The sequence below is a fragment of the Corallococcus caeni genome, from assembly GCF_036245865.1.
In the GTDB taxonomy this organism is placed as follows: Bacteria; Myxococcota; Myxococcia; order Myxococcales; family Myxococcaceae; genus Corallococcus; species Corallococcus caeni.
In genome coordinates this window covers 667,958-690,788 of sequence record NZ_BTTW01000006.1, presented here as the reverse complement: position 1 = coordinate 690,788, position 22,831 = coordinate 667,958, and the positions used below count along the sequence as shown (strand labels likewise).

Annotated in this window: 24 protein-coding genes and 1 pseudogene; 8 read left to right on the top strand and 17 right to left on the bottom strand. The window is 67.1% G+C overall.

The window, feature by feature from the left end; all coding sequences use genetic code 11:
* Positions 1-138: 138 nt before the first annotated feature.
* From AABA78_RS27090 to AABA78_RS27050, 9 genes and pseudogenes are all read right to left on the bottom strand, one after another.
* Positions 139-420, bottom strand: a pseudogene (locus tag AABA78_RS27090) (transposase); the annotation flags it as partial.
* Positions 420-2,354 carry a bifunctional metallophosphatase/5'-nucleotidase gene (locus AABA78_RS27085; protein ID WP_338267183.1) on the bottom strand — a complete coding sequence of 645 codons (1,935 nt, stop codon included), beginning with the start codon at positions 2,352-2,354 and terminating at the stop codon, positions 420-422. The pseudogene AABA78_RS27090 and the gene AABA78_RS27085, both read right to left, overlap by 1 nt.
* Positions 2,355-2,533: 179 nt before the next feature.
* Positions 2,534-3,670, bottom strand: a complete 1,137-nt coding sequence (locus AABA78_RS27080; protein WP_338267181.1) for a serine hydrolase domain-containing protein — start codon at positions 3,668-3,670, stop codon at positions 2,534-2,536.
* 14 nt (positions 3,671-3,684) lie between these two features.
* Positions 3,685-5,112, bottom strand: a complete 1,428-nt coding sequence (locus tag AABA78_RS27075; RefSeq protein WP_338267180.1) for a hypothetical protein — start codon at positions 5,110-5,112, stop codon at positions 3,685-3,687.
* Positions 5,113-5,122: 10 nt separating this feature from the next.
* The gene (locus tag AABA78_RS27070) at positions 5,123-6,781 is read right to left on the bottom strand and encodes a hypothetical protein (protein ID WP_338267177.1); all 1,659 of its coding nucleotides are present in this window, start codon (positions 6,779-6,781) and stop codon (positions 5,123-5,125) included.
* A gap of 102 nt (positions 6,782-6,883) precedes the next feature.
* Entirely contained in the window at positions 6,884-7,438 is a 555-nt protein-coding gene (locus AABA78_RS27065; protein WP_338267174.1) for a dihydrofolate reductase family protein, read from the bottom strand.
* Positions 7,439-7,599: 161 nt separating this feature from the next.
* Positions 7,600-8,283 (bottom strand): SdpI family protein, encoded by a 684-nt coding sequence (locus AABA78_RS27060; protein ID WP_338267171.1) that lies wholly within the window; start codon positions 8,281-8,283, stop codon positions 7,600-7,602.
* Positions 8,280-8,561 (bottom strand): autorepressor SdpR family transcription factor, encoded by a 282-nt coding sequence (locus tag AABA78_RS27055; RefSeq protein WP_338267223.1) that lies wholly within the window; start codon positions 8,559-8,561, stop codon positions 8,280-8,282. The genes AABA78_RS27060 and AABA78_RS27055 overlap by 4 nt, the downstream gene beginning before the upstream one ends.
* A 133-nt stretch (positions 8,562-8,694) precedes the next feature.
* A complete protein-coding gene (locus AABA78_RS27050; RefSeq protein WP_338267169.1) occupies positions 8,695-9,297 on the bottom strand; it encodes a TetR/AcrR family transcriptional regulator in 603 nt (200 codons plus the stop codon).
* 80 nt (positions 9,298-9,377) lie between these two features.
* On the opposite strand from AABA78_RS27050, the gene AABA78_RS27045 reads away from it, so the two are divergent.
* Positions 9,378-9,842: a nuclear transport factor 2 family protein gene (locus AABA78_RS27045; RefSeq protein ID WP_338267168.1), complete on the top strand. Its 465-nt coding sequence runs from the start codon at positions 9,378-9,380 to the stop codon at positions 9,840-9,842.
* Between the two features lie 160 nt (positions 9,843-10,002).
* On the opposite strand, the gene AABA78_RS27040 is transcribed toward AABA78_RS27045, so the two are convergent.
* Positions 10,003-10,878 carry a hypothetical protein gene (locus AABA78_RS27040; RefSeq protein WP_338267166.1) on the bottom strand — a complete coding sequence of 292 codons (876 nt, stop codon included), beginning with the start codon at positions 10,876-10,878 and terminating at the stop codon, positions 10,003-10,005.
* 183 nt (positions 10,879-11,061) lie between these two features.
* Entirely contained in the window at positions 11,062-11,841 is a 780-nt protein-coding gene (locus AABA78_RS27035; RefSeq protein ID WP_338267165.1) for an SDR family oxidoreductase, read from the bottom strand.
* Between the two features lie 169 nt (positions 11,842-12,010).
* Between AABA78_RS27035 and AABA78_RS27030 the strand changes: the two genes are divergently transcribed.
* Positions 12,011-12,346, top strand: coding sequence for a winged helix-turn-helix transcriptional regulator (locus tag AABA78_RS27030; protein WP_338267162.1), 336 nt, complete (start codon positions 12,011-12,013; stop codon positions 12,344-12,346).
* A 402-nt stretch (positions 12,347-12,748) separates the two neighbouring features.
* Here the strand turns inward: AABA78_RS27030 and AABA78_RS27025 are convergent, their stop codons facing one another.
* A complete protein-coding gene (locus AABA78_RS27025; RefSeq protein ID WP_338267159.1) occupies positions 12,749-13,873 on the bottom strand; it encodes an FAD-dependent monooxygenase in 1,125 nt (374 codons plus the stop codon).
* Between the two features lie 141 nt (positions 13,874-14,014).
* Between AABA78_RS27025 and AABA78_RS27020 the strand changes: the two genes are divergently transcribed.
* Complete coding sequence (locus AABA78_RS27020) at positions 14,015-14,635, top strand: TetR/AcrR family transcriptional regulator (RefSeq protein ID WP_338267158.1); 621 nt, start codon at positions 14,015-14,017, stop codon at positions 14,633-14,635.
* Between the two features lie 21 nt (positions 14,636-14,656).
* Here AABA78_RS27020 and AABA78_RS27015 read toward each other — a convergent pair whose 3' ends face one another.
* On the bottom strand, positions 14,657-15,232 hold the full coding sequence (locus AABA78_RS27015; protein WP_338267156.1) for a methyltransferase domain-containing protein: 576 nt from the start codon (positions 15,230-15,232) through the stop codon (positions 14,657-14,659).
* Positions 15,233-15,235: 3 nt separating this feature from the next.
* Positions 15,236-15,880: a DUF2306 domain-containing protein gene (locus AABA78_RS27010; RefSeq protein WP_338267154.1), complete on the bottom strand. Its 645-nt coding sequence runs from the start codon at positions 15,878-15,880 to the stop codon at positions 15,236-15,238.
* 473 nt (positions 15,881-16,353) lie between these two features.
* Between AABA78_RS27010 and AABA78_RS27005 the strand changes: the two genes are divergently transcribed.
* On the top strand, positions 16,354-17,085 hold the full coding sequence (locus AABA78_RS27005) for an SDR family NAD(P)-dependent oxidoreductase (protein ID WP_338267152.1): 732 nt from the start codon (positions 16,354-16,356) through the stop codon (positions 17,083-17,085).
* Positions 17,086-17,250: 165 nt separating this feature from the next.
* Here the strand turns inward: AABA78_RS27005 and AABA78_RS27000 are convergent, their stop codons facing one another.
* The gene (locus AABA78_RS27000) at positions 17,251-17,838 is read right to left on the bottom strand and encodes a TetR/AcrR family transcriptional regulator (protein WP_338267150.1); all 588 of its coding nucleotides are present in this window, start codon (positions 17,836-17,838) and stop codon (positions 17,251-17,253) included.
* A gap of 70 nt (positions 17,839-17,908) precedes the next feature.
* Here AABA78_RS27000 and AABA78_RS26995 point away from each other — a divergent pair, with 70 nt between their 5' ends.
* Positions 17,909-18,823, top strand: coding sequence for an NmrA family NAD(P)-binding protein (locus AABA78_RS26995; RefSeq protein ID WP_338267148.1), 915 nt, complete (start codon positions 17,909-17,911; stop codon positions 18,821-18,823).
* Between the two features lie 16 nt (positions 18,824-18,839).
* Here the strand turns inward: AABA78_RS26995 and AABA78_RS26990 are convergent, their stop codons facing one another.
* On the bottom strand, positions 18,840-19,643 hold the full coding sequence (locus tag AABA78_RS26990; protein WP_338267146.1) for a helix-turn-helix transcriptional regulator: 804 nt from the start codon (positions 19,641-19,643) through the stop codon (positions 18,840-18,842).
* Between the two features lie 89 nt (positions 19,644-19,732).
* Here AABA78_RS26990 and AABA78_RS26985 point away from each other — a divergent pair, with 89 nt between their 5' ends.
* The 3 genes from AABA78_RS26985 (at position 19,733) to AABA78_RS26975 (ending at position 21,374) form a co-directional block, all read left to right on the top strand.
* Entirely contained in the window at positions 19,733-20,386 is a 654-nt protein-coding gene (locus AABA78_RS26985; protein ID WP_338267144.1) for a glutathione S-transferase family protein, read from the top strand.
* A gap of 48 nt (positions 20,387-20,434) precedes the next feature.
* Positions 20,435-21,013 (top strand): TMEM175 family protein, encoded by a 579-nt coding sequence (locus AABA78_RS26980; RefSeq protein ID WP_338267143.1) that lies wholly within the window; start codon positions 20,435-20,437, stop codon positions 21,011-21,013.
* A 103-nt stretch (positions 21,014-21,116) separates the two neighbouring features.
* Positions 21,117-21,374, top strand: coding sequence for a hypothetical protein (locus tag AABA78_RS26975; protein WP_338267140.1), 258 nt, complete (start codon positions 21,117-21,119; stop codon positions 21,372-21,374).
* Between the two features lie 70 nt (positions 21,375-21,444).
* Here the strand turns inward: AABA78_RS26975 and AABA78_RS26970 are convergent, their stop codons facing one another.
* On the bottom strand, positions 21,445-22,590 hold the full coding sequence (locus tag AABA78_RS26970) for a hypothetical protein (protein ID WP_338267139.1): 1,146 nt from the start codon (positions 22,588-22,590) through the stop codon (positions 21,445-21,447).
* Positions 22,591-22,831: the final 241 nt, after the last annotated feature.

The window sequence follows — 22,831 nt, the reverse complement described above, 5'->3', positions numbered from 1 at the left end:
GGGGGATAGACAGACGTGCCACACCACGCTACCAGGCTGTTGAAGAAGCCCGGTTTGCTGGCACGGGGCAGGGCTTATCACTGACTTCAATCTCAACCTTGTCGTCGAGGGGAGGCAGCGGGCGCGGAGTGGCGATGCGGCAGCCAGCCGCGCCATCCGCACCAGGTTGTACGCGGTGCCCACCAGGTAGGCCGCCAACTCCGTCCGCTCCCTGCCTTTGAAACGCGTCTTGCGGAAACCGACCACCGTCTTCATCCAGCCCCAGACTTCTTCGATTCGCTTCCGTATCCGCTGGCTGCGGGCGTAGCCCGGGGGCCTCGTCGTTCGCCCGTCAATGGCCGAGCGGCGTCGAGTGTCCGTCGTCCGGTCAATATACGGCGTGACTCCCATGCGCCGACAGTCGGCGACGAAGTCCGCGGCTAGGGCAGCCTGGTGATGCGATTGAGCGCGGGGGCGGGCAAGGGGCTCGCCTGGCTGCTGTGTGCCTTCAGGTATGCCTCCAGCGCGTCGCTGTCCACGGCGCCACCCAGCCGGTTCGTTCCCTCGGCGAACACCTGGACGCCATCACCCCCACTCGCGAGGTAGTTGTTCGCGGTGACGCGGTAGTTCGCCGCCGGGTCCACCGTCACGCCGTTGATCCGGATGGACGCCGGGTCGACGCGGCTTCCGCCGGGCGCCGACGCGCTGAACGCATAGGTGAAGCCCGCCGACGGAAGCAGCATGAGGGTGGCTCCCGACGGCCGCCACTGCTGCTCCAGCAGTTGCTCGATTTGCGCGCCCGTCAGCGTCACGGTGACCAGGCTGTTGCCGAACGGCTGCGTGGTGAAGGCCTCGCCGTAGGTGACCTCGCCCTGGGCGATGTCCGCGCGCACGCCGCCCGGGTTCATGAAGGCCACCTGCGCCCCACCCAGGTTCGCGGGCTTCGTCGCCTCCAGCTGCGAGTCCGCGATGACCAAGCCCAGGGTGGACTGGCCCACGGAGTCCGACTGTGTCCTGAGCGTCTGCGACACCCAGCCGATGACCCGGTTGGCCCTCGGCGCGACGAGCTCCTGGTACTTCGTCACCAGCTCCTTCACCGCGCCGACCTCCTGCACGTCGCGAGTGACGATGATGTTGTTCGCTCGCGCCTCCACGACGTCGCCCGTCGCCTTGCTCAACGTCAGGTCGATGTCCGTGACGAGCTGCCCCATCGACGAGGCGCTCGTGACGACCTTGCCATCGATGACGCAGTTGTAGGCCTGATGCGTGTGACCGCTGACGATGACATCCACCGCGTCGTTGAGGCCCTTGGCCACGCCCACGATGGCACCTGAGATGAGGCCGTCCGCACCCGCGCCCTTGCAGTCGTTCACCAGCGAGCCCGAGGTCGGAATTCCGCCCTGGTGCACCACCACGATGATGGCTTCGATGCCCTGCCGCCGCAGCTCCGGCACCAGCGCGTTCACCGTCTGCACTTCGTCCTTGAAGGTGAGCCCCGCCACGCCCGTGGGGATGACGCTTTCCGGCGTGGCCTCCAACGTCATGCCAATGAAGGCCACCTTCACGCCCTCGAACTCGCGCACGTCGTAGCGGGGGAACAGCGTGCGGTCCACGCCCGTGGCCACGTTGGCCGCCAGGAACTTGAACTTCGCGCCCGGGAAGCCATCCCCGTCCAGGCAGCCATCCACCGGGTGGCAGCCGCCCGACTGCATGCGCAACAGCTCCGTGCTGCCCTCGTCGAACTCGTGGTTGCCCACCGCGACCAGGTCCAGGCCAATCAGGTTCATCGCCTCGACGGTGGGCTCGTCGTGGAAGAGCCCCGACAGCAGCGGGGAGGCGCCGATGAGGTCTCCCGCCGCTACCACCACCGTGTTCGGATTGGCGGCCCGCAGGGCCGCGATGTGCCGGGCGAAGTACGTCACGCCGCCCGCGTTCACCCGCACCGGTCCACCGTCGGGGGCCACGCCCGCCAGAATCTGGCCCGCGGGCTCCTCGAGCTGCCCGTGGAAGTCATTGAACGCGAGCACCTGCACGCTCACCGTGGTGGGACCCGAGTCGGGAGTCCCCGAGTCAGGAGTCCCCGAGTCAGGAGTCCCCGCGTCGGGTCTCCCCGCGTCGGGCGGCCCCGCGTCCGTGCCGGAATCCGGGGGCGGCACCAGGACGGAATGCTGCTCACAGCGCTTGTCCTCGCAGACCCACTCCGTGTTCGAAGCCGGCGGTCCCTTGGCTTCACGGCAGCCGGCGGCGTCCTGGCACTCGTCACCTCCGCAGCCGCCCTGGGCGAAGAGGAACATGCCGGTGACGAACGCTCCGGCGAGCAGGAAGACGCTGGGACGTGCATCCAGCAGTGACGAGCGCGGTGTGGCTTGTGGCATCGACGGAACTCCAACGAACAGGGAGGGAGAACCTACCCTGGTTCGTGGACGATGGCGCGACTTCATGGCGGCACGGCGTAGCGCGCGGCCTCCCTGCTCCACATGCTCTCCGACGACTTATCGAGCTGAGAGAAGTCCGCGGGGGCTCGACGTGTACTCACTCCCTGTTGTTCGCCGTGCTAGCGCCCCTCCATTGATTCGACCCTGTCAAAGAGGGGCGCCAGCGCGCGTTCCATGGCGTTCGCGGTCGCATCGCCGCTCTGGTTGGTGATGATGAACACCCCCAACTGATACTTCGGCACGAGGTAGAGATAGCATTGCGCGCGAGGCACGCCGCCGTGATGCACGTAGTGGGTGCCCAACTGGCGGCTCTGGCCGATGTTCCAGAAATAGCCAATGCTGAAGTCCTCCGCGAAGCGCACCAGCGGCTTGTGTGACTCCGTCACCGTGGGATGGTTGCTCAACTGCAAGCGCAGGTACTTCACCATCTCCGGCATCGTCGCCTTCAAGGCTCCCGCCGCGCCCCAGGGCAGGAGTGGCATCGGCGTGGTGCCGACCGGGTTGTCGCTGTGGTAGCCAGGAGCCAGGCGGTTGGCGTCCTGGGCACGCAGGCGCAGCCACGTGTCGTGCATACCGGCTTCCCGCGCCAGGAACTCCGCGAGCAACGACTCGTAGGGAGCCCCGTGGATCTTCTCAAGGGTGTGCGCGACCAACTCGGTGCCGGCGCTCGAGTAAGCATAGTCCTTGCCGAGCGGGCCCTGGATGCTGACGGTGTGCAGGTCCTGCCAAAACCGCGGCTGCCCGTAGTCCGCATAGGCGGCATTGAGCTTTGCCGGGGTGGCATGCGCAGTGAAATCCCTCAACACCTCGTTCACTTGCAGTGGCAACATCCCCGGCATGCCGCTGGTGTGTGTGACCAGATGGCGCAGACGGATCGGTTCGCCGTCTGACTGAAGGTTCGGATAGGCGGACGGCAGATACTTTTGTATCGGGTCGTCGAGGGTCGCCTTGCCTTCGAGGACAGCGTTTGCCAACAGCAGGCCGACGAAGGTCTTGCTGACCGACCCTATCTCATAGAGGGTCGAATCATCGGGCGGATTGGACTTGCCGGTCTCCAGCTCCCCCCGATGCAGGATGAACTCCTCGCCGCGATAGACCACTGCGATCGACGTTGCGTGCAGCAGTCGTGACCGCAGCAAGGTCGTCGCGGCCTGGTTCATCGCCGTGGGGATATCGCGGGCGGGTGCAGGGCCCGTCGTCTTGCAAGCGGCCAGCACCAGCATCATTCCAGCAATGGCCAAGGAGAGTTTGTTCATCAGGCGCATCGATATCAGCGGAGGGCCTTCTCCAGCTCCTCGCGACTGAAGTCCCTCGAGAGGTTGTTCGGGTCCCAGAGGGCGGCCAGCTCGACGATGGCCGGCAGCAGGGCCTGGATGCGGTCCTTGAGCCTGGCGCGCACGTGCTCCTTGAACCGCTGGTTCTTCATGCGGGCCAGCTCGAGCACCTCTTCCGGGACGCGGTTGACCAGGTCGTCGAGGGGGCGCAGGCCCCGCTCGAGCGCGCTGTCGACCTCGCTCTGGAGGTTGCCCGGCAGGGCCTTGAGCTTTCCGGCGGCGTCCTTGCGAGTGATTTCCTCGATGTGCTGACGGAAGAGGTAGGACTCCGCGAGCTGCTCGATGGTCTCGCTGCCCAGGGACTGGACGAAGATGCCCTTGAACTTGTCGCGGAACTTGTTGTCGAGCTCCTCGGTGAGCCTCCAGTCGGTGTCGATGGCCGAGCACACCTTGTCCTTGAAGCTGGAGGCCTCGCTTCGCTGGGCCGAGCTGGGCACGCGTGAGGCCCAGTCGGAGAGGTAGCCCTTGGCCTGGTCGAGCAGGACCTTGGCCTTCCCCAGGTCGTTCTTCTCACGGTACGTGTCGACCTCCGCCCGCGTCGCGTTGAAGAGCAGCAGGACGCTGCCCTTCTCCGCCTGCACCAGGCTTTGGTAGGCCGACACCAGGTTGCGGTAGTGGCCCTGCTGCACCTGGTAGACTTCGGAGCCCCCCTGCACGGCGTCCAGCAGGTTGCGGTCGATTTCGTCGGGGATGTCGACATCGAACAGCGAGGAGACGAGCTGCTTGGCCAGGTCCACGCCCTTGCCACCCAGGAGTTTGTCATCGAGCTTGAGGGCCACGTCGAGCGACTTCGCGGTGGCGCGCGAGACGCCCTCGCTGGTGCGCTTGAGCACGCCCGGGGCGAGCTCGTCGACGATGGACTGCGCCATTCGTGAGACCTGCTGCACCACCTGACGCTGGTCGTTCTCGAAGATGACGTCCTTGGACAGCAGGAAGGTCCACTTGTCCCACAGCTCGCCCAGCATCTTGTTGAGCAGGTCCTGGTGGACGAGCAGGTCGTCGTGGAGCTGGGGCGTCTGCACCTTGGCCAGGGAGTCGAAGAAGGCCATCTCGTGCTCCAGCGCCTGGTACCAGAAGAGCTGGAGGGCGGGCGAGAGCATGTTGTCCTTGGCGGCATCGCCAAAGGCGCGGCTGATGTCGGCCGTGGCCGTGGCGCAGCGCTCCTGCCACTTGCGCTGCGTCCCCAGATTGCCGGCGCTGGTGCGCTCGCTGGCGTCGAGCATGGCCGAGAGGGCTTGATCGGCCGCGTTTCCAACCTTCACGATGGCGTCGCTCAAAGCGCGCTTCACCGTGTCGGGGGCGCCCTCCGAGGCGCGGTTCAAACGTTCGTTGAGTTCAGAGACGCGGCTTGAGTACCAGCCCATGGAGTGCTCCTTACAGGCTCTGCTCGCTGGTGATGCGCCAGGGGCCCCCGCTGCGGCGTTGGACCGTCCAGCGCCGATGCACGTCGACTGAGTTGAAGGTGCGGGTCTGGCCCTCGAAGAGGCCGACGTGGTCCAGCTCCAACTCGACCTCCTCGACGCGCGGCAGACCCGGGGCCTCGTCGCCCCGGATGACGACCCGCACCTCGCCAATCCAGCGCACCCGCGCGTCGAGCACCTTGTCGAGGATGAGGCGCCGCGCGCGCACCCACTCGCTGTCGCGGCCGTTCCAGGTCCAGACCGGGTAGTAGATGGGCCGGTCGGCATCTGGCACGGCGCGCCAGTCCGCGAAGAGGCCGTTCCAGGTCTCCTGGTCACCGCGCTTCACGGCCGAAATCATCGCGGTGAGGACCTCGCGCGGGCTCGCGTCGTCGGCCGGAGCGCCGAAGCTCTCCTGGCTGAGCGTCTCCTCTCCGGCGAAGCGCGGTCCGCCCTCGCTCGGGTCGCTGACATCGACGCAGACCACGCCGCCGACCAGAGCGGCGACGGGCTCCACCTCCAGGCCGGCGGCGGTGCGGCCCGAGCCCGCGAGCAGGCGGGGATCCGGAAGGATGCGACCGAGCACGGCGATGTCGAGCCTCACCGACGGGGCAACGCGCTTCTGGTAGCGCTGCATGGCGGAGAAGACCTTGTTCATGGCCGGGGTGTTGGCGGGGCAGAAGACCCAGGCGCCGGACTGGTTCCAGGCCAGGTAGCTCTTGCCCATGTCGACCAGCCACTCCCGTTGCGTCAGCGTCGGCAGTGAGACCAGCTTGCCGGTCACCGCCGAGCGGTCACCCCGGAAGGGGTCGACGACGGGGAAGGCGCCGAGCGTTTCCCCTGCACGCGCCTCCAGCAGGACCTTCCACGCCGCCGCGGCCTGGAGGCCGATGGCCTTCACCTGCTCCTCGCCCCGGGTGCGGAACTCAAGGGCATCCGCCGGGAGCGTGACGAGGTCTCCTTCGAGACAGGCACGCACCGTCTCCCAGTCCTCGCGCATCGCCGTCGCGAAGGGGCCGGGATATTGCTCGACGAGGGAGTCGACGCGGGCCTTGTGTCCGAGGTGATTCGCGAGCTCCGCGCGCGTCCCTCGCGAGGTGCGCCAGGCGCCGAAGGTGCTGTCGAGCAGGCGCTCCCAGTCGAAGACGCGCTTCTCGAGCCATGACATCCAAGCCTCGTCGAAGCCGTCGCGACCCATGCACTCGGGTCCTCCCGGTCCGATGATCTGCCGCGTCGTATCGGCGATGCTCCAGGTGCGCTCATGGAGCAGGGCGCCGCTGAACTCGTGCTCCTCCCAGCCCTCGCCGGGCTCGCGCCGGCGAACGATTCGCACCTGGACCTTGTCACCCTCCTTTCGCCCCTGTTTGTCCCAGGTCTGGTTCTCGGCGTACTGGCCGAGCATGAAGGGCACGGTGCGCTGCGTGGTGGCCAGGTCGGGTGGCTTGACGACGGGCTGACCGTCGATGGCGATGACCCGGTCGCCCACGCGCAGTCCCGAACCGCGGAAGCCGCTGTCCCAGGAGATCCACGACACGTGGAGGTGGGGCGTCAGGGCGTCGAAGCGCGCGTCGAGCTTGAGGCCGCTGCGCAGGCCATCCTGGAGGTATTCCTTCTCGGCGCCGCGTGGGTTCATGAAGGCGTCCCTGCCCTGTCTCGACATCGGTGTCCGAGACGACTGGCTTGCTCGTGTGCCTACCCAAAAACCGGTCGCTGCGTCATGCGTTGACTTTCACGCTCATTCCGCTTTGCGACGGAAGTGGAGCGCCTGCACGCCGGACTTGAACCGCTGCGTCGAGAGGAGCTCGAGTTGCCGCGCACTCGACAGGCCATGAAACAGCGTCGGCCCGCGGCCACTGATGACGGGATGAACGACGATGCGGTACTCGTCGATGAGCCCCCACTCCTCGAGCGCAGTCGCGAGCTTGGGCGCTCCGACGAGGACACCCCGCTCGGTCTTCGCTTTCAGCGCCGAGATCGCCTCGCGAAGGTCACCCTCCACCTTGATCGTGTTCTGCCACGGAAAGTCGCTCCGCGAGCCAGACACGACGTACTTCGCCTTCGCATCGAGCTTCTGTGCCCACTCGCGCATCGCGCGCGGCGCCTTTTCGTCGCGTGCCACCGCGGGCCAGGCTCCCTCCATCAGCTCGTAGGTGATGCGCCCGAAGAGCATCGCCCCGTTCTGCTCCATGAGCTGCCTCCAATAGTCGTGCAGCTCGTCGTCCACGATTCCCTGGGTGTGATCGATGCACCCGTCCAAAGTGACATTGAGACCGAAGGTAAGGAGGCCCATGGCGTGGGACTCTACGAAAAGCGCGCTCAGCGCGCAGCAGCGCGATCCATCGACGCAGTGCCCCATCCCCGGTGGGTATTGGCGCGCAGAAACCACACTTGCCCCTCGCCCCACTCCAATCCCCTTCGTCCGGTGGCAGTGAACTCGAGCAGGGCCCGGCTTCACGCAGGGCCATGTGAGCCCGCGTCGTCCGTCGGGCCGTGCGTGCCCCTGTGGATGCGGCGGTAGAGGAAGTACGAGTAGAGCACCGGAATCATCGCCGCGACTGCGACCGCCGCAATCAAGGGGACCGGCCCCCCACCGAGCAGCCCCGAGACGAGGACGACGACTCCCGCGAGGACGAAGAGCCTTCCTCCCAGGCGATGCGTGCGCAGCCAGACCTCGTCGCTCGCGAGCGTCCAGGGCGTCCGGATTCCACAGAAGAAGTTCTTGGTGAACTTCCCCATGTAGTTGCCCAGCAGCACGAGGAGCAGGCCCGTGGCCGAGGGAACCACGCGCGCCATCGGCACGGCAACGCCGATGCCCGCGAGCAGGACCAGGGCGTTGATCAGAAACAGGAACGCGACCAGCACCGCCTGGATGCCCTCGAAGACGCCCAGGAATCTCGCCATGCTGTAGCCCCTGGGCGAGATCCGCGGCACGGCCACCAGGACCAGGTACAGGGCAGCCGTCACCAGCGGCAGGACGAAGGGCCCCCAGGGCTTGGGCGTATACCCATCCACCACGCCCTCGGCATTCCAATGCGTGGGGATCGACTCCGGCAACCGGCCGTAGAAACTGAAGGCCATCGCGAACGACGCGACGACCAATCCCAGACTCACGGCATGGGCTCGACTGATTCTCATGACTGCCCTCCATTCCGCTTGTCGACCTTGAAGAGGTCGAGAAGGACTGCCGCTACGTCCTCGAACACGGTCGTATTGAGCGAGTAGACGATCTGCTGCCCGCGGCGCTCACAGCGCACCAGGTCCGCGGCCTTGAGGATGTTGAAGTGATGCGACAGCGCCCCCTTCGTGATGTCGAATGCCTCAGCGAGCTCCCCCGCTGACTTCGAGCCGCCCTGCAGCAGCTTGAGCACCTTGCGCCGGGTGGGGTCTGCAATGGCCTTGAAGACCTCCTGCATTCGAATCACGACCTTTCGACATTTTTATAAACTTCAAAATAACGTCCAGGACGCTCCTGTCAAGGGGACTGCCTGGGGAGCCGGAATTCGGGTGTCGCTCCCCTCCTCGCACTCTCGACGCGAGGCATCGCGGTCAACGCTTCGCGGTCGGCCGCAGACCGTCGAAGAGCAGGGTGAGCGCGCGCCGGCGGAATGATTCGCTCCACGCGTCCGTGAGCGCTGCCTGGCAGACGGCCGCGAGCAGGGCGATCAACTCCGCGGGGCGCAGGTCGTCGCGGACCGTGCCCGCTTTCTGCGCGCGTTCGAGCAGCAAGTCGATGCCGGGCCGGAGGCGCGCCAGCGCGTCGCCGACGCGGACCTGGACCCCGGTTTCGGCGAGTCGGGCGAACACCGCCCTGTTTCGGGCGCTGACCGCCATGACGCGGGCGCAGAACTCGAACAGGGCGGTGACTGCGTCCTGATTGCCAACCATCGCGTCGACTTCCGTGATGAGTCGGTCCAGCAGGTGCATCACCACGGCCTGGAGCAGCTCGGGTTTGGTTGGGAAGTGCCGGAACACGGTGCCAATCGCGACGCCGGCGTGCGCGGCCACGGCCTCGGTCGAGGCGGACGCGCCCTGCTCCGCGAACACGGCCTCGGCCGCATCCAGGATGCGCGCGCGATTGCGACGGGCATCCGCACGAACGGGCCGATCACCCGCACCGCCGCCCGCGGGCGGCCCACCCTCTCGCGCCATCAGCCATCCCTCCTTGCAAAAGTGAGTGCGACTCACTATGAATCCTGAGTCGCACTCATCTTAACTTGGGAGGCATGACCATGTCTCAGTCGGCGACGGGGGCCGCAGGTCCTCTCACCCTCTACCGGTGCATGCAGGAAGCCCTCCTCGGGGACGGCGCGACGCTCCTCCCAGCGGAGTTGTTGGCCGAGGATGTCGTGGTCGAGACCCCGTTCTCCCCTCCAGGCATGCGACGCCATGAGGGCCGGGAAGCGTGGCTGGCGTTCTACCGAGCCAGGAGCGCGCTCCTCCCGGTCCGTTTCGAGCAGTTCCGCGAACTGGCGACGCATCAAACCAGCGACCCCGAGGTCATCGTCGTCGAATACGAGCTGACTGGGACGGTCACCACCACCGGCCTGCGCGCCTCGGCGACCCTCATTGGCGTGCTGCGGGTCCGCGACGGACTGATCCAGCACTGGCGCGAGTACCAGGACGTCCTGGCGATCAGCGAGGCTCTGAAGCTCACGCCCGAGGACCTCGGCGGAGTCGGCATGCCCTCGCTGTAGCGCCCGGCCGTGCCTCCCGAAGCAGGCCTCTCCACTCGCGCGGTGCCTGGAGCTGCTCGCCAGGACGCCCTTCGCGGGTGCGGATGTCGCCGGAAACGAACGCCGCCGCCGCGGGCGTCTCCTCGACCGATGACGGGGTTCTGGCCCAACGGCAGCGAGGCTAGCGCCCCTCACCCTCCACTTCCGTGGTCGAAGCGGCCTGCCCGATCTCTTCGTCACCGCGCACCGGCAGTGCCTGGAGCGCCAGTTCCTGGCAACTCGCGGGCACCAGGCCCTTCGCCATGGCACTCTGGCGATACTGTCCGCGGAGCTTCAAGCCTCGGCTTTCCGAATCCGCCCCCTCCTGACTGGGCTCATCAGGCGACTGCTCGAGCGAGCACCCGTACACCTCACCTTCGATCCGGTGGGGCATGGAGGGCGAGGCACCCGTCTGCGGCGAAGATGGCGCGCACGCAGGCAGCGTCTCCTTCAGGCTCCACCGGGTGTACTGTCGCGACACCAATTCCAAGCGCGGCGGGATGTACTCGCTGCGAAACTGATACTCGAAGCGCGTCACGGTACGCATCATGGGCACGAGACCGCATTTCTGACGGCTCTCGAAGCGCGTCACCATTCGCGTTCGCGGCACGGAGCGGGTCGTCTTCGAAGACGCGTCATACTGATGGTCGTAGTAGGTTTCAGAGACGGTGCGTGGCTCCGTGACGGACCGGCATTGGAACTGGTTTTCGAAAACGGTCTTTGTGACAGGAACCATGTGATGCCGCATCTCGGTACGCCCGGGCGTACTTTGAAGCGTTCGGCCAATCTCAACTGAAGACTCCGGCACAATCTCCGTCCGGCACTCCACCGGCTCGCCATCCTGGTCACTCACCAGCACGATGTGAACGTCGCTCACGTAGCGCCCCCCTGCGGCTTCCGCGCGCTTCATGAAGTCGAGCAGCAATTGGGTACCATCCTGCTGGGCACCGAAGGCAACGGCCAGCTTCCACGGCTTGAAGCCAGAGGCCGCGGCCTCCTCCTTCGTTGTCAGGGTCACTCCGTTCGCCTGGTATCCCTGAGGCTTATGCATGCACCCAGTCGCAACGACAAACACCCACAGACAGCTTGCAACCCGTCTCAAGAATCCACCCCTCATATCGACCGCCTGGACTTCATAGCGGAAGGCCGTGCCGCGATGGAGTGAATGACAGCCCCACCCGCAATGAAGGCATGTCCCCGTTCAGGCCGTGGGGACCGTCCCGCCATCGATGACGAACTCCGTCCCCGTGACCGAACCCGCGCGCGGAGAGGCGACGAAGGCGATGAGGTCGGCCACCTCGCGAGGTCTCACCGGACGCCCGAGGGGAATGCCTCCCAGCGACTGCATGATGATCTGCTTGCCACCCTCGTAGTCAGTCCCCGTCTGCTTCGCCAGGCGCTCGGCGAGGCGCTCGGAGGCCTCTGTCTTGACCCAGCCCGGCGAGACGCGCACCACGCGCACGCCCTTGGGAGTCACCTCTTTCGACAGGGCCTTGCTGTACGTGGAGAGCGCCGCCTTCGCCGCCGCGTACGCCGTCGTGGATTCGGGCAGGGGCAGCTCATGCTGAATCGAGGTGACGTGCACGATGACGCCGGAGCCCTGCGCGAGCATCGCCGGCAACAGCGCGCGGTCGAGCCGCACGGCGGGCATGAGGTTCAGGTTCAGCTCCTTCTGCCATTCGTCGTCCGTGAGCGCCGCGAAGCCGCCGCCCGGGGCCGTGGAGCCTCCCAGCACGTTCACGAGGATGTCGATGCCACCGAGGTGCGCCATGGCCTGCCGGGCAACCTCTTCGCTGCCCTCCGCCGTCGTCACGTCGGCCGCGACATAGTGGACGTCCTTCGTGCCGCTCGGCACCGTGCGCGCCGTGGCGACGACGCGGACGCCAGCCTCGACCAACGCAGCGACGACAGCCGCCCCGACGCCCTTGGTCCCGCCCGTGACGAGCGCCCGCCGGCCCTTCAACTCGAGATCGAAGCTCATGAAGCGACCTCCCAGCGCGTGAAGCAGCTCGCAATGGGCACCGGCATTCTCAAGGAAGCAGCGGGATTCGTTGTCATGGCCATCTCAGTAATGGCGCGGTATCTCCTCCACAAGAACGCACGAAAAAGTGGGGTACATACTTTTGGGTAAGCATGACCATCACACGCCCATGACGGCGGCCAGCGGCATCGAGGGCGCCATCCAGATGCTCGAAGGCCGCTGGAAGCTGGTCATCCTCTTCCACCTCTTCGGCGGGAAGACGCTGCGTTTCTCCGACCTGGAGCGCGCCATTCCCGACGTCTCGCAGAAGATGCTCAGCCAGCAGCTCCGGCAGTTGGAGCAAGACGGCATCGTCACGCGCATCGTGCACGCCCAGGTACCCCCCAAGGTCGAGTACCACCTGACCGACTGGGGCGAGTCCCTGTGCCCGGCCCTCGACGAGTTGCTGACCTGGGCAGAAAGCCGGCCCCCGCTGAAGCGTGAAGGGGAGCCATCGAAGGCATAGGCGTCACGGACAACCACGTGAGTCCCTCGCGTGTGCGGGTCATCGCCCCGCTCCGCATCGTCTCCCGCCATCCCGGCTGCCTCGGCCTGCTGAACCTGGAAACGAATCAGGTGGCGTTCAACGACAGCAGCCTCTGCCAACAGCGCCTGGCCCCCGCCTCCACCTTCAAGACTCCGCATGCGCACATCGCGCTGGAGGTGTTCCGCTGGGACGGCGTCCACCACTCCATCGAAGCCTGGAGACGCTGGCGCTGGTGCAGGGCCCCCAGACCGTGTCGCACGTCCGGGATGGCATCGACATGGGCGGCCCCTGGAAGGAGGAAGCGGTGCTCAGCGCGAAGACAGGCTCGCTCATGCTTCCAGAGGAGAACCTGACGTGGCGCGTGGGGCACACAGTGGCCCCTCAGAAGGCAGCGTGCGTCTGCGCGTTCCTCGCGCGGATGGCCTCTTCGGTCCTCGGAACGAGGGACTCGAGCCCGGTCCGCACGGCCTCCGCCTGGACCTGCTCGATGAACGGGCGGAAGCGCTCGTTGTAGGCTCGGAACGCGAGTTCGAAGTCGCAGTCGTGCTCTCGCATCGCGTCCGCCAGCGCCGCCGCGCCATCGATGGCCAGCGAGCCCCCCATGCCGGCAGCGGGTGAAGGGCAGTACCCCGCATCACCCACCAATGCGACCCGGCCTTTCGTCCAGGAAGGCATTCGCACCTGGCACAGCTTGTCGAAGTAGAAGCTCTTCGACCTCCGCACCTCTTCGAGCAACTCCGCAGTCCTCCACCCTGCCCCGGCGAACCGGTCCTCGATGATCCGTCGTTGCGCCTCCTCATCGCGACGGTCGTACGAGAGCTCCCTGTCGGAAGCGAACGCGAAGATGATGTCCGTGTTGTTCTTGTAGGCGTTGAGCATCACGGCCTTGCCCGGCACGTTGAACATCTGCGCGGTGTTCCGCTCGATGAGCAGCGTGTCCACGATCGTGATCGAGAAGTACTGCTCCAGAAAATAGAGGTACTGGGCTTCGTCGCCGAACCAGAGCCTCCGCACGGCGGAGTGGACACCGTCGCAGCCGAACACCAGGTCGAACGTGCGCCGTGCACCCCTGGCGAACGTGGCATCGATGCTGTCTTTCGTTTCGCGCAGCGCGGTGATGCTGTCGTCGAAGACGACTTCGACGTGGTCCTTCACTGCGTCGAACAGCATGTTCAGCAGCACGGTTCGTTCGACCTCGAACTCGTCTTCTGAAGGGGCTTCGCCTTCGCCTCTCAGCACCAACGAGCGCTCCGTGACATCGCGCTCGTTCTTCATCTCCCATCGCTGCAGGCTCAATCGGTTCGACCGGATCTGCTCGAAGAGGCCCATGCGCCGGACGATGTCCACGGTGTTGCCCTTGATGTCGACGGCCGTGCCGCCCGTCCGGAGCCCCCGCGCGACCTCCACGACCGTGACCTCGTAGCCGAAGCGGCTCATCCAGAACGCGGTCGAGAGCCCGGCGAAGCTCGCTCCGGAGATGAGGACCTTCTTTCCCTTCACGCCCATGACTTCTCCTTCGGATGGCCACGGTCTGGCAGCCCTCTCTTCCAAAGACATTATACCCAGTAAATGTTTCCGCAATGGATTTGTTTACCGAGTATAAAAATCCATGTTCCCTGCCGGCGGGGCCCCGCTAGAATCCGGCGCATGGGCGAGCGACGCGAGAGCAAGAAGCGCGAGACGCGGCAGCGGATCTCCGACGTGGCGACCGAGCTCTTCTTCGCGCGGGGCTTCGAGGCGGTGACGCTCGACGAGATCGCGGCCGCCGCGGGCGTCTCCAAGATGACGGTCTTCAACTACTTCCCGCGCAAGGAGGACCTCATGCTCGATCGCCAGGACGACTTGAAGCTGCTCTTCTTTCGCGAGGCGATTCGCGCGAGGCCGCCAGGGCAGGCACCGGTCGCAGAGCTCCGCGCGCTCATGGCCCGGCTGCGAGATGAGAAGCATCCGTTCGTCCGCTTCGATCGCCATACGGCGGACTTCTGGCGCTTCATCGCGGCGAGCCCGTCGCTCGAGGCGCGGCTGCGTGAGCTCAATGACGAAGCGGCGGAAGGGCTGGCGCTCGAACTCGACGGTCCGGCGCCGGATGGTCTGGCGCGGCTCGCGGCCGGGATGATCGTGCTGACGTTGCGCACGGCTCGCCAGGAAGCCATCCGCGTGTTCGAACACGGAGGCTCCGCGAAGAAGGCGAGCACTGTGTTCTTCGCTCTGGTCGATCAGGGCTTCGCGGCCGTTCAAGGAATGGAGGCGACCGACGCGCGCAGCTAGCGCTTGAAGACGCCGCCTGCCTCATCCCGTCCTGCGCGACAGGTAGTGGACGTTCCCGCCCGGGTCCGTGTGCGTCGCTTCCAGCGTGAGCCCCTGCGCGCGCAGCAGGTCGCGGTACCCCTCGACGCTGTATGAGTGATAGCGGAACGGCACGCCATTCATCGGCGCGCCATCCATGGAGCCGTGGGCGTCGCCCGAAGTGAAGAGGAACGCGGCGCCCGGTTTCAAGGCCCTGGTGATATTGGCGATCGCCTGTTCCTGCTCTTCGTGGCGCAGGTGGAAGAGGACGCCCCACGCAATCGCGGCGTCGAACGCTTGCGCCTGGAGCTCACACGACTGGATGGGCGCACAGACCACCGGCACGTGGGGGAAGTTCGCTTGAAATCGCGCCAGCAGCTCGCGGGAGCTATCCACGCCCATCACCTGGCAGCCGTGCTCCAGCAACACCCGCGTCAGTGGCAGTCCCGTGCCACAGCCGACATCCAGCACCGACGCGCCGGCCGGAAGCGAGGCAGCGAGCGCTGTCACTTCCGGGACGCCCATGTGGCCTGCGCGTTGGGACGCATACCAGTCCGCGATCAAATCGTACTCGTGCACGCGTCAGCTTCCTCCAGAGCCCGAAGGCACGAGTTCGCGCGCCTGGAGCTGTCTGCGCGAGATGAGGTATGCCACGCCGAGGTTGGGGAGCCAGCACAGCCAGGCGACGATTCTGTAGGCCGAGATGAAGTCACCCAGGGCGTGAATCAGGACGGGCATCCAGAGTCTCAGCGTGACTGCCGCGAAACAGGCGGCATAGCTGTAGGTCATCATGAGCCGGTGTTCTTCGAGCCGCCGGTTCTTGATGAGCCGATAGGCGGAGACCGTCGTATAGAGCCAGACGATGCCCAGGCTGACGAAGCCCGACGCGGAGATGGCGCCACCCGTGGCGAAGAAGCCGACGTAGACGCCGGAGAGCCCGCTCAGCAGGACCGCCCCGATGTAGACCTTTCCAAGGAGCCTGTGTGCACCTGGGCGCGTGAGTCGCAGTCTCGCGACGAACTGGGTCCAGCCGACAGCCAGCGCCAAGCCTCCCAGGCCGATGTGCGTGTAGAAGGCCGCGTTCCAGACGGGGTCGGTCAGGAGCTCGCTGCTCTTCAAGGCACGGAGTCCGAAGTTCGAGGCCGCGAGGAAGTAGCTGCTCGGATAGAGGCCCACGGCCAGACAGAGGGCGGCGAAGAGCACCCAGCAGGCCTTGCTTGCCATCATGGAGACTCGTGGTTCGGAGTAGGGAGGCATGGGGCGAACGATCAAACACCAGAAACAGCGTGCCGTGTTCCTCGGAGGGTTGAAGCAGCCCCGCGAAACCGGGTCAGCTTAATGACATACTGCCCGTCGTTGCCGACGACCGCGCCGACGACATCGACGAGCAGGTTGACGACCTTCATCGGACTGTGACTGGGCAGCTCGGTCAGGACGGAGGTCGAGATACCCGAGCTGGCTGACCGACGCGGCCTCCGCCAGCTCCTTCAGCTTCTTTGGAAAGCCGAGGAGGACGAGGGAGTAGCGCTCCTGATCCGCCGCCGCGGAGATTGCCTCCAGCTTCCATTCAAGGATTTCGCTATATCAATCAGACGCACCGGGAAATCCCTTCATGTTCGAAAAAGCCGAGACGCTGCTGACGCAGCCCTCCACGCGCAGTGAGTGGTGCCTCGGTGTGACGGCGCGCATAGTGGTGAGACATGGCACGCATCTTCATTACCGGGTCAGCGGACGGCTTGGGCAAGGCCGCCGCCCAGACGCTTCTCAGCGACGGTCACGAGGTGATCGTCCATGTGCGCAGCGAACAGCGGCTCGCCGCCGTACAGGACCTGGTGACGCAAGGCGCGGTCGCCCTGGTCGCGGACCTCGCGGTCCTGGAACAGACCCGTGACCTCGCCAGTCAGGTCAACGCGCTTGGGCAGCTGGACGCGGTGATCCACAACGCGGGTGTGTACTCCGACCCGTCGGTCCTGCCCGTGAACGTCGTGGCGCCCTACGTGCTCACCGCGCTCATCCAGCGGCCCAAGCGCCTCGTCTACCTGAGCAGCGGGATGCACAAGGGCGGTCAGCCGAGCCTCGATGACATGGATTGGAGCGGACGTCGCGTCACGGGGACCTACTCGGACAGCAAGCTCTTCGTCACCGCCCTGGCCGCGGCCATCGCCCGGCGCTGGCCGGACGTCTTCAGCAACTCGGTCGATCCGGGCTGGGTCCCCACGAAGATGGGCGGCCCCAACGCGCCAGATGACCTGCGGCTCGGCCACCTCACGCAGGAGTGGCTGGCGACCAGCGACGACGCCGAGGCACGCACCACGGATGGCTACTGGCACCACCAACTGCGGGTCGAGCGGCATCCCGCGGCGGACGACCTGAAGTTCCAGGCGCAGCTGCTCGACGCGCTGGCCCAGGCCACCGGAGTTTCGCTCCCCTGACGGGAGGCCCTGGGCCTCAATGCGGCGCAAGACGGGCCGGGTGTCGAAGTGCCAGTCCGGGACGATGGCCGGATAACGCGCGAGTCCCCGGCTCCGTCAGCGCCAGCCCGCGCGTGCTCCGCTGGAAGAGGCGCACGCCCAGCCGCCCCCCGAGCCTCGCTGCGTTCACGGCCGGATGCCGGTGAGCGCGAGGCGCAACACCCGGCGAGCGGTGCGCGGATCATCTTCGTTGGCGACGGCGATCGCGTTCGCCAGCGTCAGCAGGTCCTTCGCCGTGGCGTTGGCGTGAAGGACTCCCTTGGACGATGCCCGCGCCACCAGCGCGTTCAGCACGTCGAGCAGCAGGTCGGTGCTGCAGATGTCCTCGGCGGCGAGGGCCTCCGGGCCGGCCAGCAGCGCGGCCGCAAGCCCCCGGTGGGTCGCGGTGTAGACCGTCAACTCCTCCAGCCACGCCCCCAGCTCGGCGGCGGGGTCCTTGCCCGGTTGCGCGGCGGCCCGCGCGCAGAGCTGCGCGACGCCATCGCGGAAGACCGCCTCCAGCAGCGCCTGCCGCGACGGGAAGTGCCGGTGCAGGGTCGCCGACCCTACCCCCGCCCGCCGCGCAATCTCCTCGAGCGACACCTGCGCGCCATCCCGGGCGACCAGCTCCGCGGCGACCGCCACGATCCGCTCCCGGTTGCGTTGCCCGTCCGCGCGCAATCGCTTCACCTGCTCCACGGCGCCCTCCCCTTCGCGAGAACCTTCCTTTGACAAACGGGGTCCCCCTCCGTATTCAACCACGGAAATTAAACGGTGGGGTCCCCCACTTACAAAGGAGCTGCCGATGCGCAGCAACGATTCCGTTCTCGTCACCGCCGCCACGGGCCGCCAGGGTGGCGCCACCGCCCGAGCATTGCTGGCTGAGGGCCGCTCGTCGGTGCGCGTGCTGGTGCGAAACCCGGAGGCGGCGAACGCCAGGGCCCTGGCGGCGGCCGGCGCCGAGGTCGTCGTCGGGGACCTGGACGACCTGGCGTCGTTGCGCGCCGCCTGCGCCGGGGTGCGGGCGGTCTTCTCGATGCAGTCACCCATCATGTCCGCGACCGGGGTCGACTACAGCAAGGAGGTCCAGCAGGGGAGCAACCTCGTGGAGGCCGCGCTCGCCGAGGGCGTCGAGGCGTTCGTGCACACCGCGACGTCCGGTGTCGGCGACCACCGAAACGTCGAGGGCTGGGCGGAGGGGCGCTGGAAGTCGCACGAGACGTACTGGGAGAACAAGCTCACCACCTGCGACCTCATCCGCGGCGCCGGCTTCAAGCACTGGACCCTCATCCTGCCCGCCACCTTCATGGACCAGCCCATGTTCGACCCCGAAGGCTTCGTCGACGGGCGCCGGTTGCTCACGGTCATCAGGACCGACAAGCCCATCCCGATGATCGCGCCCGAGGACATCGGCAAGGCGTCCGCGGCGGCGATCAACGCTCCCGAGCGGTTCCATGGGGTGACGCTGCAACTCGCGGGTGACCTGCTCACGCTGCCGCGGATCGCGGAGATCCTCTCGCGCATCGACGGCAGGGAATACGTCGTCCAGTCCTGCTCGGTCGAAGAGGCTGTCGCGGCCGGCCTGCATCCTGGCGTGGCGCAAGGCCTGACGTACATGAACGTCGCCCCGGTGCTGGCGCGGCCCGAAATCGCGCGCGCCTACGGCCTTTCTCTCACGAGCTTCGAGGCCTGGGCACGGCAGCGTCGTGAGCGGACCTGACCGTTGCCCCTGGGCGCTACCCGTCAAGCTCGCGGATCAGCTGCTCCACTCCACGCGCGGAGGCGTCGTCCGCTGGTGAGAGGACCACCATGCCGAGGCCGTCGCTGTCGTCGACGGAGAACATCGACGCCTCGAACACGAGCTCGCCGACGCCCGGCCGGACGAGCCGCCGGAGCTGCACCCCGTGCGTGTGCAGCTCATTCTCGGCCCACAGCCGGCGGAACTCCTCGCTTGTCTGCATCAACTCGTCGACGAGCGCGGCGGCTTCCTCGGAAGCTCCTGCACGCTCGATGTCGACACGGAACGCGGCGAGGCACGTGCGGCGCATGTCCTCGCCGTGCGGCAGGAACGTGGCGGCTTCCGGATGGAAGACCCGGCGCAGCATGTTGCGGTCACGTTCAGGAACCGCTGCGTAATCGTCAATCACCGCCACGGCGGCGCGGTTCCACGCGACGATCTGGAACGTCGGCGTCTTCACGAACGCGGGCACGCGCAGGTTGTCGAGCACGCGTTGCAGCGTCGGCGTGACCTCGGAAGGCGGCGTGTAGCGGCGCGGTGGCGGACGCGCGTGGGCGAGCAGGAACAGCATCTCGCGATTCGTCTCGTCGAGTTCCAGTGCGCGGGCGAGGCGTTCCAGCACGTCATCGGACGGCACGCCGCCGCGCCCCTGCTCGAGCCACGTGTACCAGGTGACGCTCACACCGGCGCGCGCCGCGACCTCCTCGCGACGGAGCCCGGGAGTGCGACGCCGCCCGGTCGACTCGGGCTGAAGCCGCTCGCGGCGAATGCGGAGGAACTCGGGGAGGGTGGTAGTCGCCATACCGGTATCCGGGCACGTCTTTTCCAGCGGATTCGCGCAGCCTACGGTTCATGCATGACCCGGACAATGCTCCGGGCAAGGGAGCGCGCATGCTGACGCTGCATCATCTCGGACGTTCGCAGTCGGAGCGGATCGTCTGGCTCTGCGAGGAGCTGGGGCTGGACTATGCGCTGAAGCGCTACCAGCGCCGGGCCGACAACCGGCTGGCACCGCCGGAATACAAGGCGCTCCATCCGATGGGCACCGCGCCCATCCTCACCGACGGCGACCTGGTCCTCGGGGAGTCCGGGGCCATCTGCGAGTACCTGCTCCAGACCCATGGCGACGGCCGGCTCACGGTGACGCGCGGTGCCCCCGGGTTCGCCGACTACCTCTACTGGTTCCACTTCGCCAACGGGACGCTGCAACCCGTCATCCTGCAGGTGCGATACCTGGAGCGCGTCGATCCTTCGGACAAGAACGTGCTGCTGCAGGGGGCCCGGGAGCGCTTCAACCTGGTCTTCTCGACCCTGGAGAAGCGACTGGGTGAGGCGCCCTGTCTGGCCGGCGAGGAGTTCACGGCGGCGGACATCATGACCGTGTTCTCGTTGACCACCATGCGGCTGTTCAAGCCGTATGACCTCTCCCCCTGGCCGAACATCCTGGCCTATCTGCAACGCATTGGCGCGCGGCCAGCCTATCGCCGGGCCATGCAGAAGGCCGATCCAGATTTGACGCCCGTGCTGGGGGCCGTTCCGGAATAACGTGTCAGGCAGGGTCGCCCGCGAGGCGACTCGTGCACGGGGGGCAGCATGGACAAGAACCGGCTGGAGGCATTCAGCGACGGCGTCATCGCCATCATCATCACGATCATGGTGCTGGAGCTCAAGGTACCGCACGGCAGCGAGCTGGCCGACCTGCGGCCGCTGATCCCTGTCTTCCTCAGCTATGTGCTCAGCTTCGTGTACGTCGGCATCTACTGGAACAACCACCATCATCTCTTGCACACCATCAGCCACGTCACCGGCGGCGTGCTGTGGGCGAACCTGCACCTGCTGTTCTGGCTGTCGCTGGTCCCCTTCACCACCGGCTGGATGGGCGAAAACCATTTCTCGGCCGTGCCGCTGGCGCTCTACGGCTTCGTGCTCCTGATGTGTGCCTTCGCCTGGTGGGTGCTGCAGACCCGCATGGTGGCGATGCAGGGCCGGCAGTCGCCCCTGGCGCTGGCGGTCGGGCGCGATCTCAAGGGCAAGATTTCGTCGGTGCTCTACCTGGTCGGCATCGTCAGCGCGTTCTTCAACGGGCATTTTTCCGAGGCGGTCTATGTGCTGGCCGCGGTGCTGTGGCTGGTCCCGGACCGGCGCTTCGAGAAAGCGACGCATGCAGGATAGGTGGCCCTCCAGGAGGTGGTCGCTGCTGCCACTGCCCGCCATTTTGAATTGCAGACACACTGGGAGTACCATCCCAGATGCCTCTCAACCCAAGGAGCCACAGATGCTGCGGAAGCTCGTTTCCGGAGTCGCCCTGAGTTTTGCCTTCGTGGTGGGAATGGCTGTCTCCTCTTCCTCGCAGGTCGCGGCGAATGAAGAGGCCGTGCTCGTATCCAATGCCCCCAGCTCCGCGGTCCCGGACGAGACCTCGGACGAACCCTCGCGGCTGCTCGGCTGCTGCACGGGGGATGGCCAGTTCTGCATCAACACGGCGGCATGTCAGGCCCGTGGGGCCGGCACCTGCGGCGCGCCCTGTAACTAGACGTTGCCCTGCATGCCGGCCCAGGAGGAGGGGCCGGCATGCGGAGTCGAAGCGGCTTCCCGGCGGCGCGTCACGACCTGTGGAAGGCCTTGGCGAAGAACTTCTCGACGCCCGACTTCTCGGGCTCGATGGCGATCGCGGGGGCGGGCACGCCCATCGCGGAGCCGAGGGCGGGACGCAGGCCCGACGCGATGCCCGGCTTGATGTGGTGACGCAGGTCCACCGCCACATCGGTCTTCACGTGGGTGCCCACGCCCACGGCGGTGTTCACGTCCGCGGAGTGCTTGAGGAAGCCGTTCTCCAGGCCGAACTTTCCGCCCGCCTGGGCCGACGCGCCCGCCACCGCGCCCGCGGTGACCGAGCCGTGCACCCGGCCCACGTGCCCGCCCGCCGTGGCGTACGCCCCCGCCGTCGCGCCCGCTCCCACCTGCCCGGAGACCATCGCCGTGGCCGTCTTCGGGTCCACCGTGGCCACGCCCTCGGCGAAGGCGGACGCGGAGGCCTTCGCCTCGCCCTTCACGTAGCCGCCCACGTGCCGGTTGAAGTCGTGGTTCGCGCTCGCCGTGACGCCCACGCCCGTCTCCGCCTTGGCCGTCAGCGCGGCGGTGTAGGCGTGCGAGTTCGTGTCGGCCGACACGCCCGCCTGCGCCTGCGCCTTGAAGCTGTTGGCCTCGCCGGTGAGCTGCGCGCTGGACACGCCGAAGCGGCCCGCGTGCGTCTTCTGGAGCTCGAAGGCCGCGTTGGGGCCCTGCACCTCGGCCTGGGCCGAGTAGTGGTGCACGCCACCGCCGCTGTGGCTCGTGGTGGAGGCCTGCATCGAGCCCACGTTGCCGCTCAGCCGGCCACCGCCGAAGGTGTCCTTCTGGAAGGGGCTGCCCGGCTTGTCGACGAGCACGTTCTGCTTCGCGCCCGGGGGCGCCGTGAGCTTGTTGTCACCGCCGCTCACCGACACGTCCGAGCCCTGGCCCGTGGTCCGCTCCCAGGGGCTGTAGGAGGGCGCACCCTCGGGCCCGCCCGCGTGCTTCACCGGCCTGGGCTCCGTGGCGGCCGGCGCGGTCGTGGTGGGCTTCGTGGCCGTCGCGGTGGGCGGCGTCGCCACGGGCTTCGTGGCCGTCGTGGGGAGCGTCGACGCGCGCGCCGGCGGCTTGGGCTGGGACACCGTGGGCGTCGGGAGCGTGGCGGAGCGGGAGAGGGACGAACCGATGCGACGGGCCATGGGAGGAACCTCAAGAGGTGCGGCGAAGGGGACCGAACAGCGATGCCCTCCCCCACTGCACCCCACATGCCGCTCCCCCATCGCACCGTGTGGCGATGGCCCGCCCGTGGTTTCAAGCAGTTGGCGGGAGGGGGCTCGAGGGCGCGGCCAGGGAGCTGGTGACTGCGGTCACCAGTTCCAGGACAGCTGTCATCGCCCCCTGCTCCAGAAGGCGTTCGACGAGCGCCGCCGGGGCTCAGCC

What these genes read in the sequence shown, in the direction of transcription:
- AABA78_RS27045 (WP_338267168.1), top strand. Translation starts at nt 9,378, where the DNA reads ATGTCTCAGTCGGCGACGGGGGCCGCAGGTCCTCTCACCCTCTACCGG.
- AABA78_RS26990 (WP_338267146.1), bottom strand. Translation starts at nt 19,643, where the DNA reads ATGGCGACTACCACCCTCCCCGAGTTCCTCCGCATTCGCCGCGAGCGG.
- AABA78_RS27050 (WP_338267169.1), bottom strand. Translation starts at nt 9,297, where the DNA reads ATGGCGCGAGAGGGTGGGCCGCCCGCGGGCGGCGGTGCGGGTGATCGG.
- AABA78_RS27070 (WP_338267177.1), bottom strand. Translation starts at nt 6,781, where the DNA reads ATGAACCCACGCGGCGCCGAGAAGGAATACCTCCAGGATGGCCTGCGC.
- AABA78_RS26980 (WP_338267143.1), top strand. Translation starts at nt 20,435, where the DNA reads ATGGACAAGAACCGGCTGGAGGCATTCAGCGACGGCGTCATCGCCATC.
- AABA78_RS27060 (WP_338267171.1), bottom strand. Translation starts at nt 8,283, where the DNA reads ATGAGAATCAGTCGAGCCCATGCCGTGAGTCTGGGATTGGTCGTCGCG.
- AABA78_RS27005 (WP_338267152.1), top strand. Translation starts at nt 16,354, where the DNA reads ATGGCACGCATCTTCATTACCGGGTCAGCGGACGGCTTGGGCAAGGCC.
- AABA78_RS26975 (WP_338267140.1), top strand. Translation starts at nt 21,117, where the DNA reads ATGCTGCGGAAGCTCGTTTCCGGAGTCGCCCTGAGTTTTGCCTTCGTG.
- AABA78_RS27025 (WP_338267159.1), bottom strand. Translation starts at nt 13,873, where the DNA reads ATGGGCGTGAAGGGAAAGAAGGTCCTCATCTCCGGAGCGAGCTTCGCC.
- AABA78_RS27020 (WP_338267158.1), top strand. Translation starts at nt 14,015, where the DNA reads ATGGGCGAGCGACGCGAGAGCAAGAAGCGCGAGACGCGGCAGCGGATC.
- AABA78_RS27010 (WP_338267154.1), bottom strand. Translation starts at nt 15,880, where the DNA reads ATGATGGCAAGCAAGGCCTGCTGGGTGCTCTTCGCCGCCCTCTGTCTG.
- AABA78_RS27080 (WP_338267181.1), bottom strand. Translation starts at nt 3,670, where the DNA reads ATGAACAAACTCTCCTTGGCCATTGCTGGAATGATGCTGGTGCTGGCC.
- AABA78_RS26970 (WP_338267139.1), bottom strand. Translation starts at nt 22,590, where the DNA reads ATGGCCCGTCGCATCGGTTCGTCCCTCTCCCGCTCCGCCACGCTCCCG.
- AABA78_RS26985 (WP_338267144.1), top strand. Translation starts at nt 19,733, where the DNA reads ATGCTGACGCTGCATCATCTCGGACGTTCGCAGTCGGAGCGGATCGTC.
- AABA78_RS27085 (WP_338267183.1), bottom strand. Translation starts at nt 2,354, where the DNA reads ATGCCACAAGCCACACCGCGCTCGTCACTGCTGGATGCACGTCCCAGC.
- AABA78_RS27035 (WP_338267165.1), bottom strand. Translation starts at nt 11,841, where the DNA reads ATGAGCTTCGATCTCGAGTTGAAGGGCCGGCGGGCGCTCGTCACGGGC.
- AABA78_RS27030 (WP_338267162.1), top strand. Translation starts at nt 12,011, where the DNA reads ATGACGGCGGCCAGCGGCATCGAGGGCGCCATCCAGATGCTCGAAGGC.
- AABA78_RS27065 (WP_338267174.1), bottom strand. Translation starts at nt 7,438, where the DNA reads ATGGGCCTCCTTACCTTCGGTCTCAATGTCACTTTGGACGGGTGCATC.
- AABA78_RS26995 (WP_338267148.1), top strand. Translation starts at nt 17,909, where the DNA reads ATGCGCAGCAACGATTCCGTTCTCGTCACCGCCGCCACGGGCCGCCAG.
- AABA78_RS27075 (WP_338267180.1), bottom strand. Translation starts at nt 5,112, where the DNA reads ATGGGCTGGTACTCAAGCCGCGTCTCTGAACTCAACGAACGTTTGAAC.
- AABA78_RS27055 (WP_338267223.1), bottom strand. Translation starts at nt 8,561, where the DNA reads ATGCAGGAGGTCTTCAAGGCCATTGCAGACCCCACCCGGCGCAAGGTG.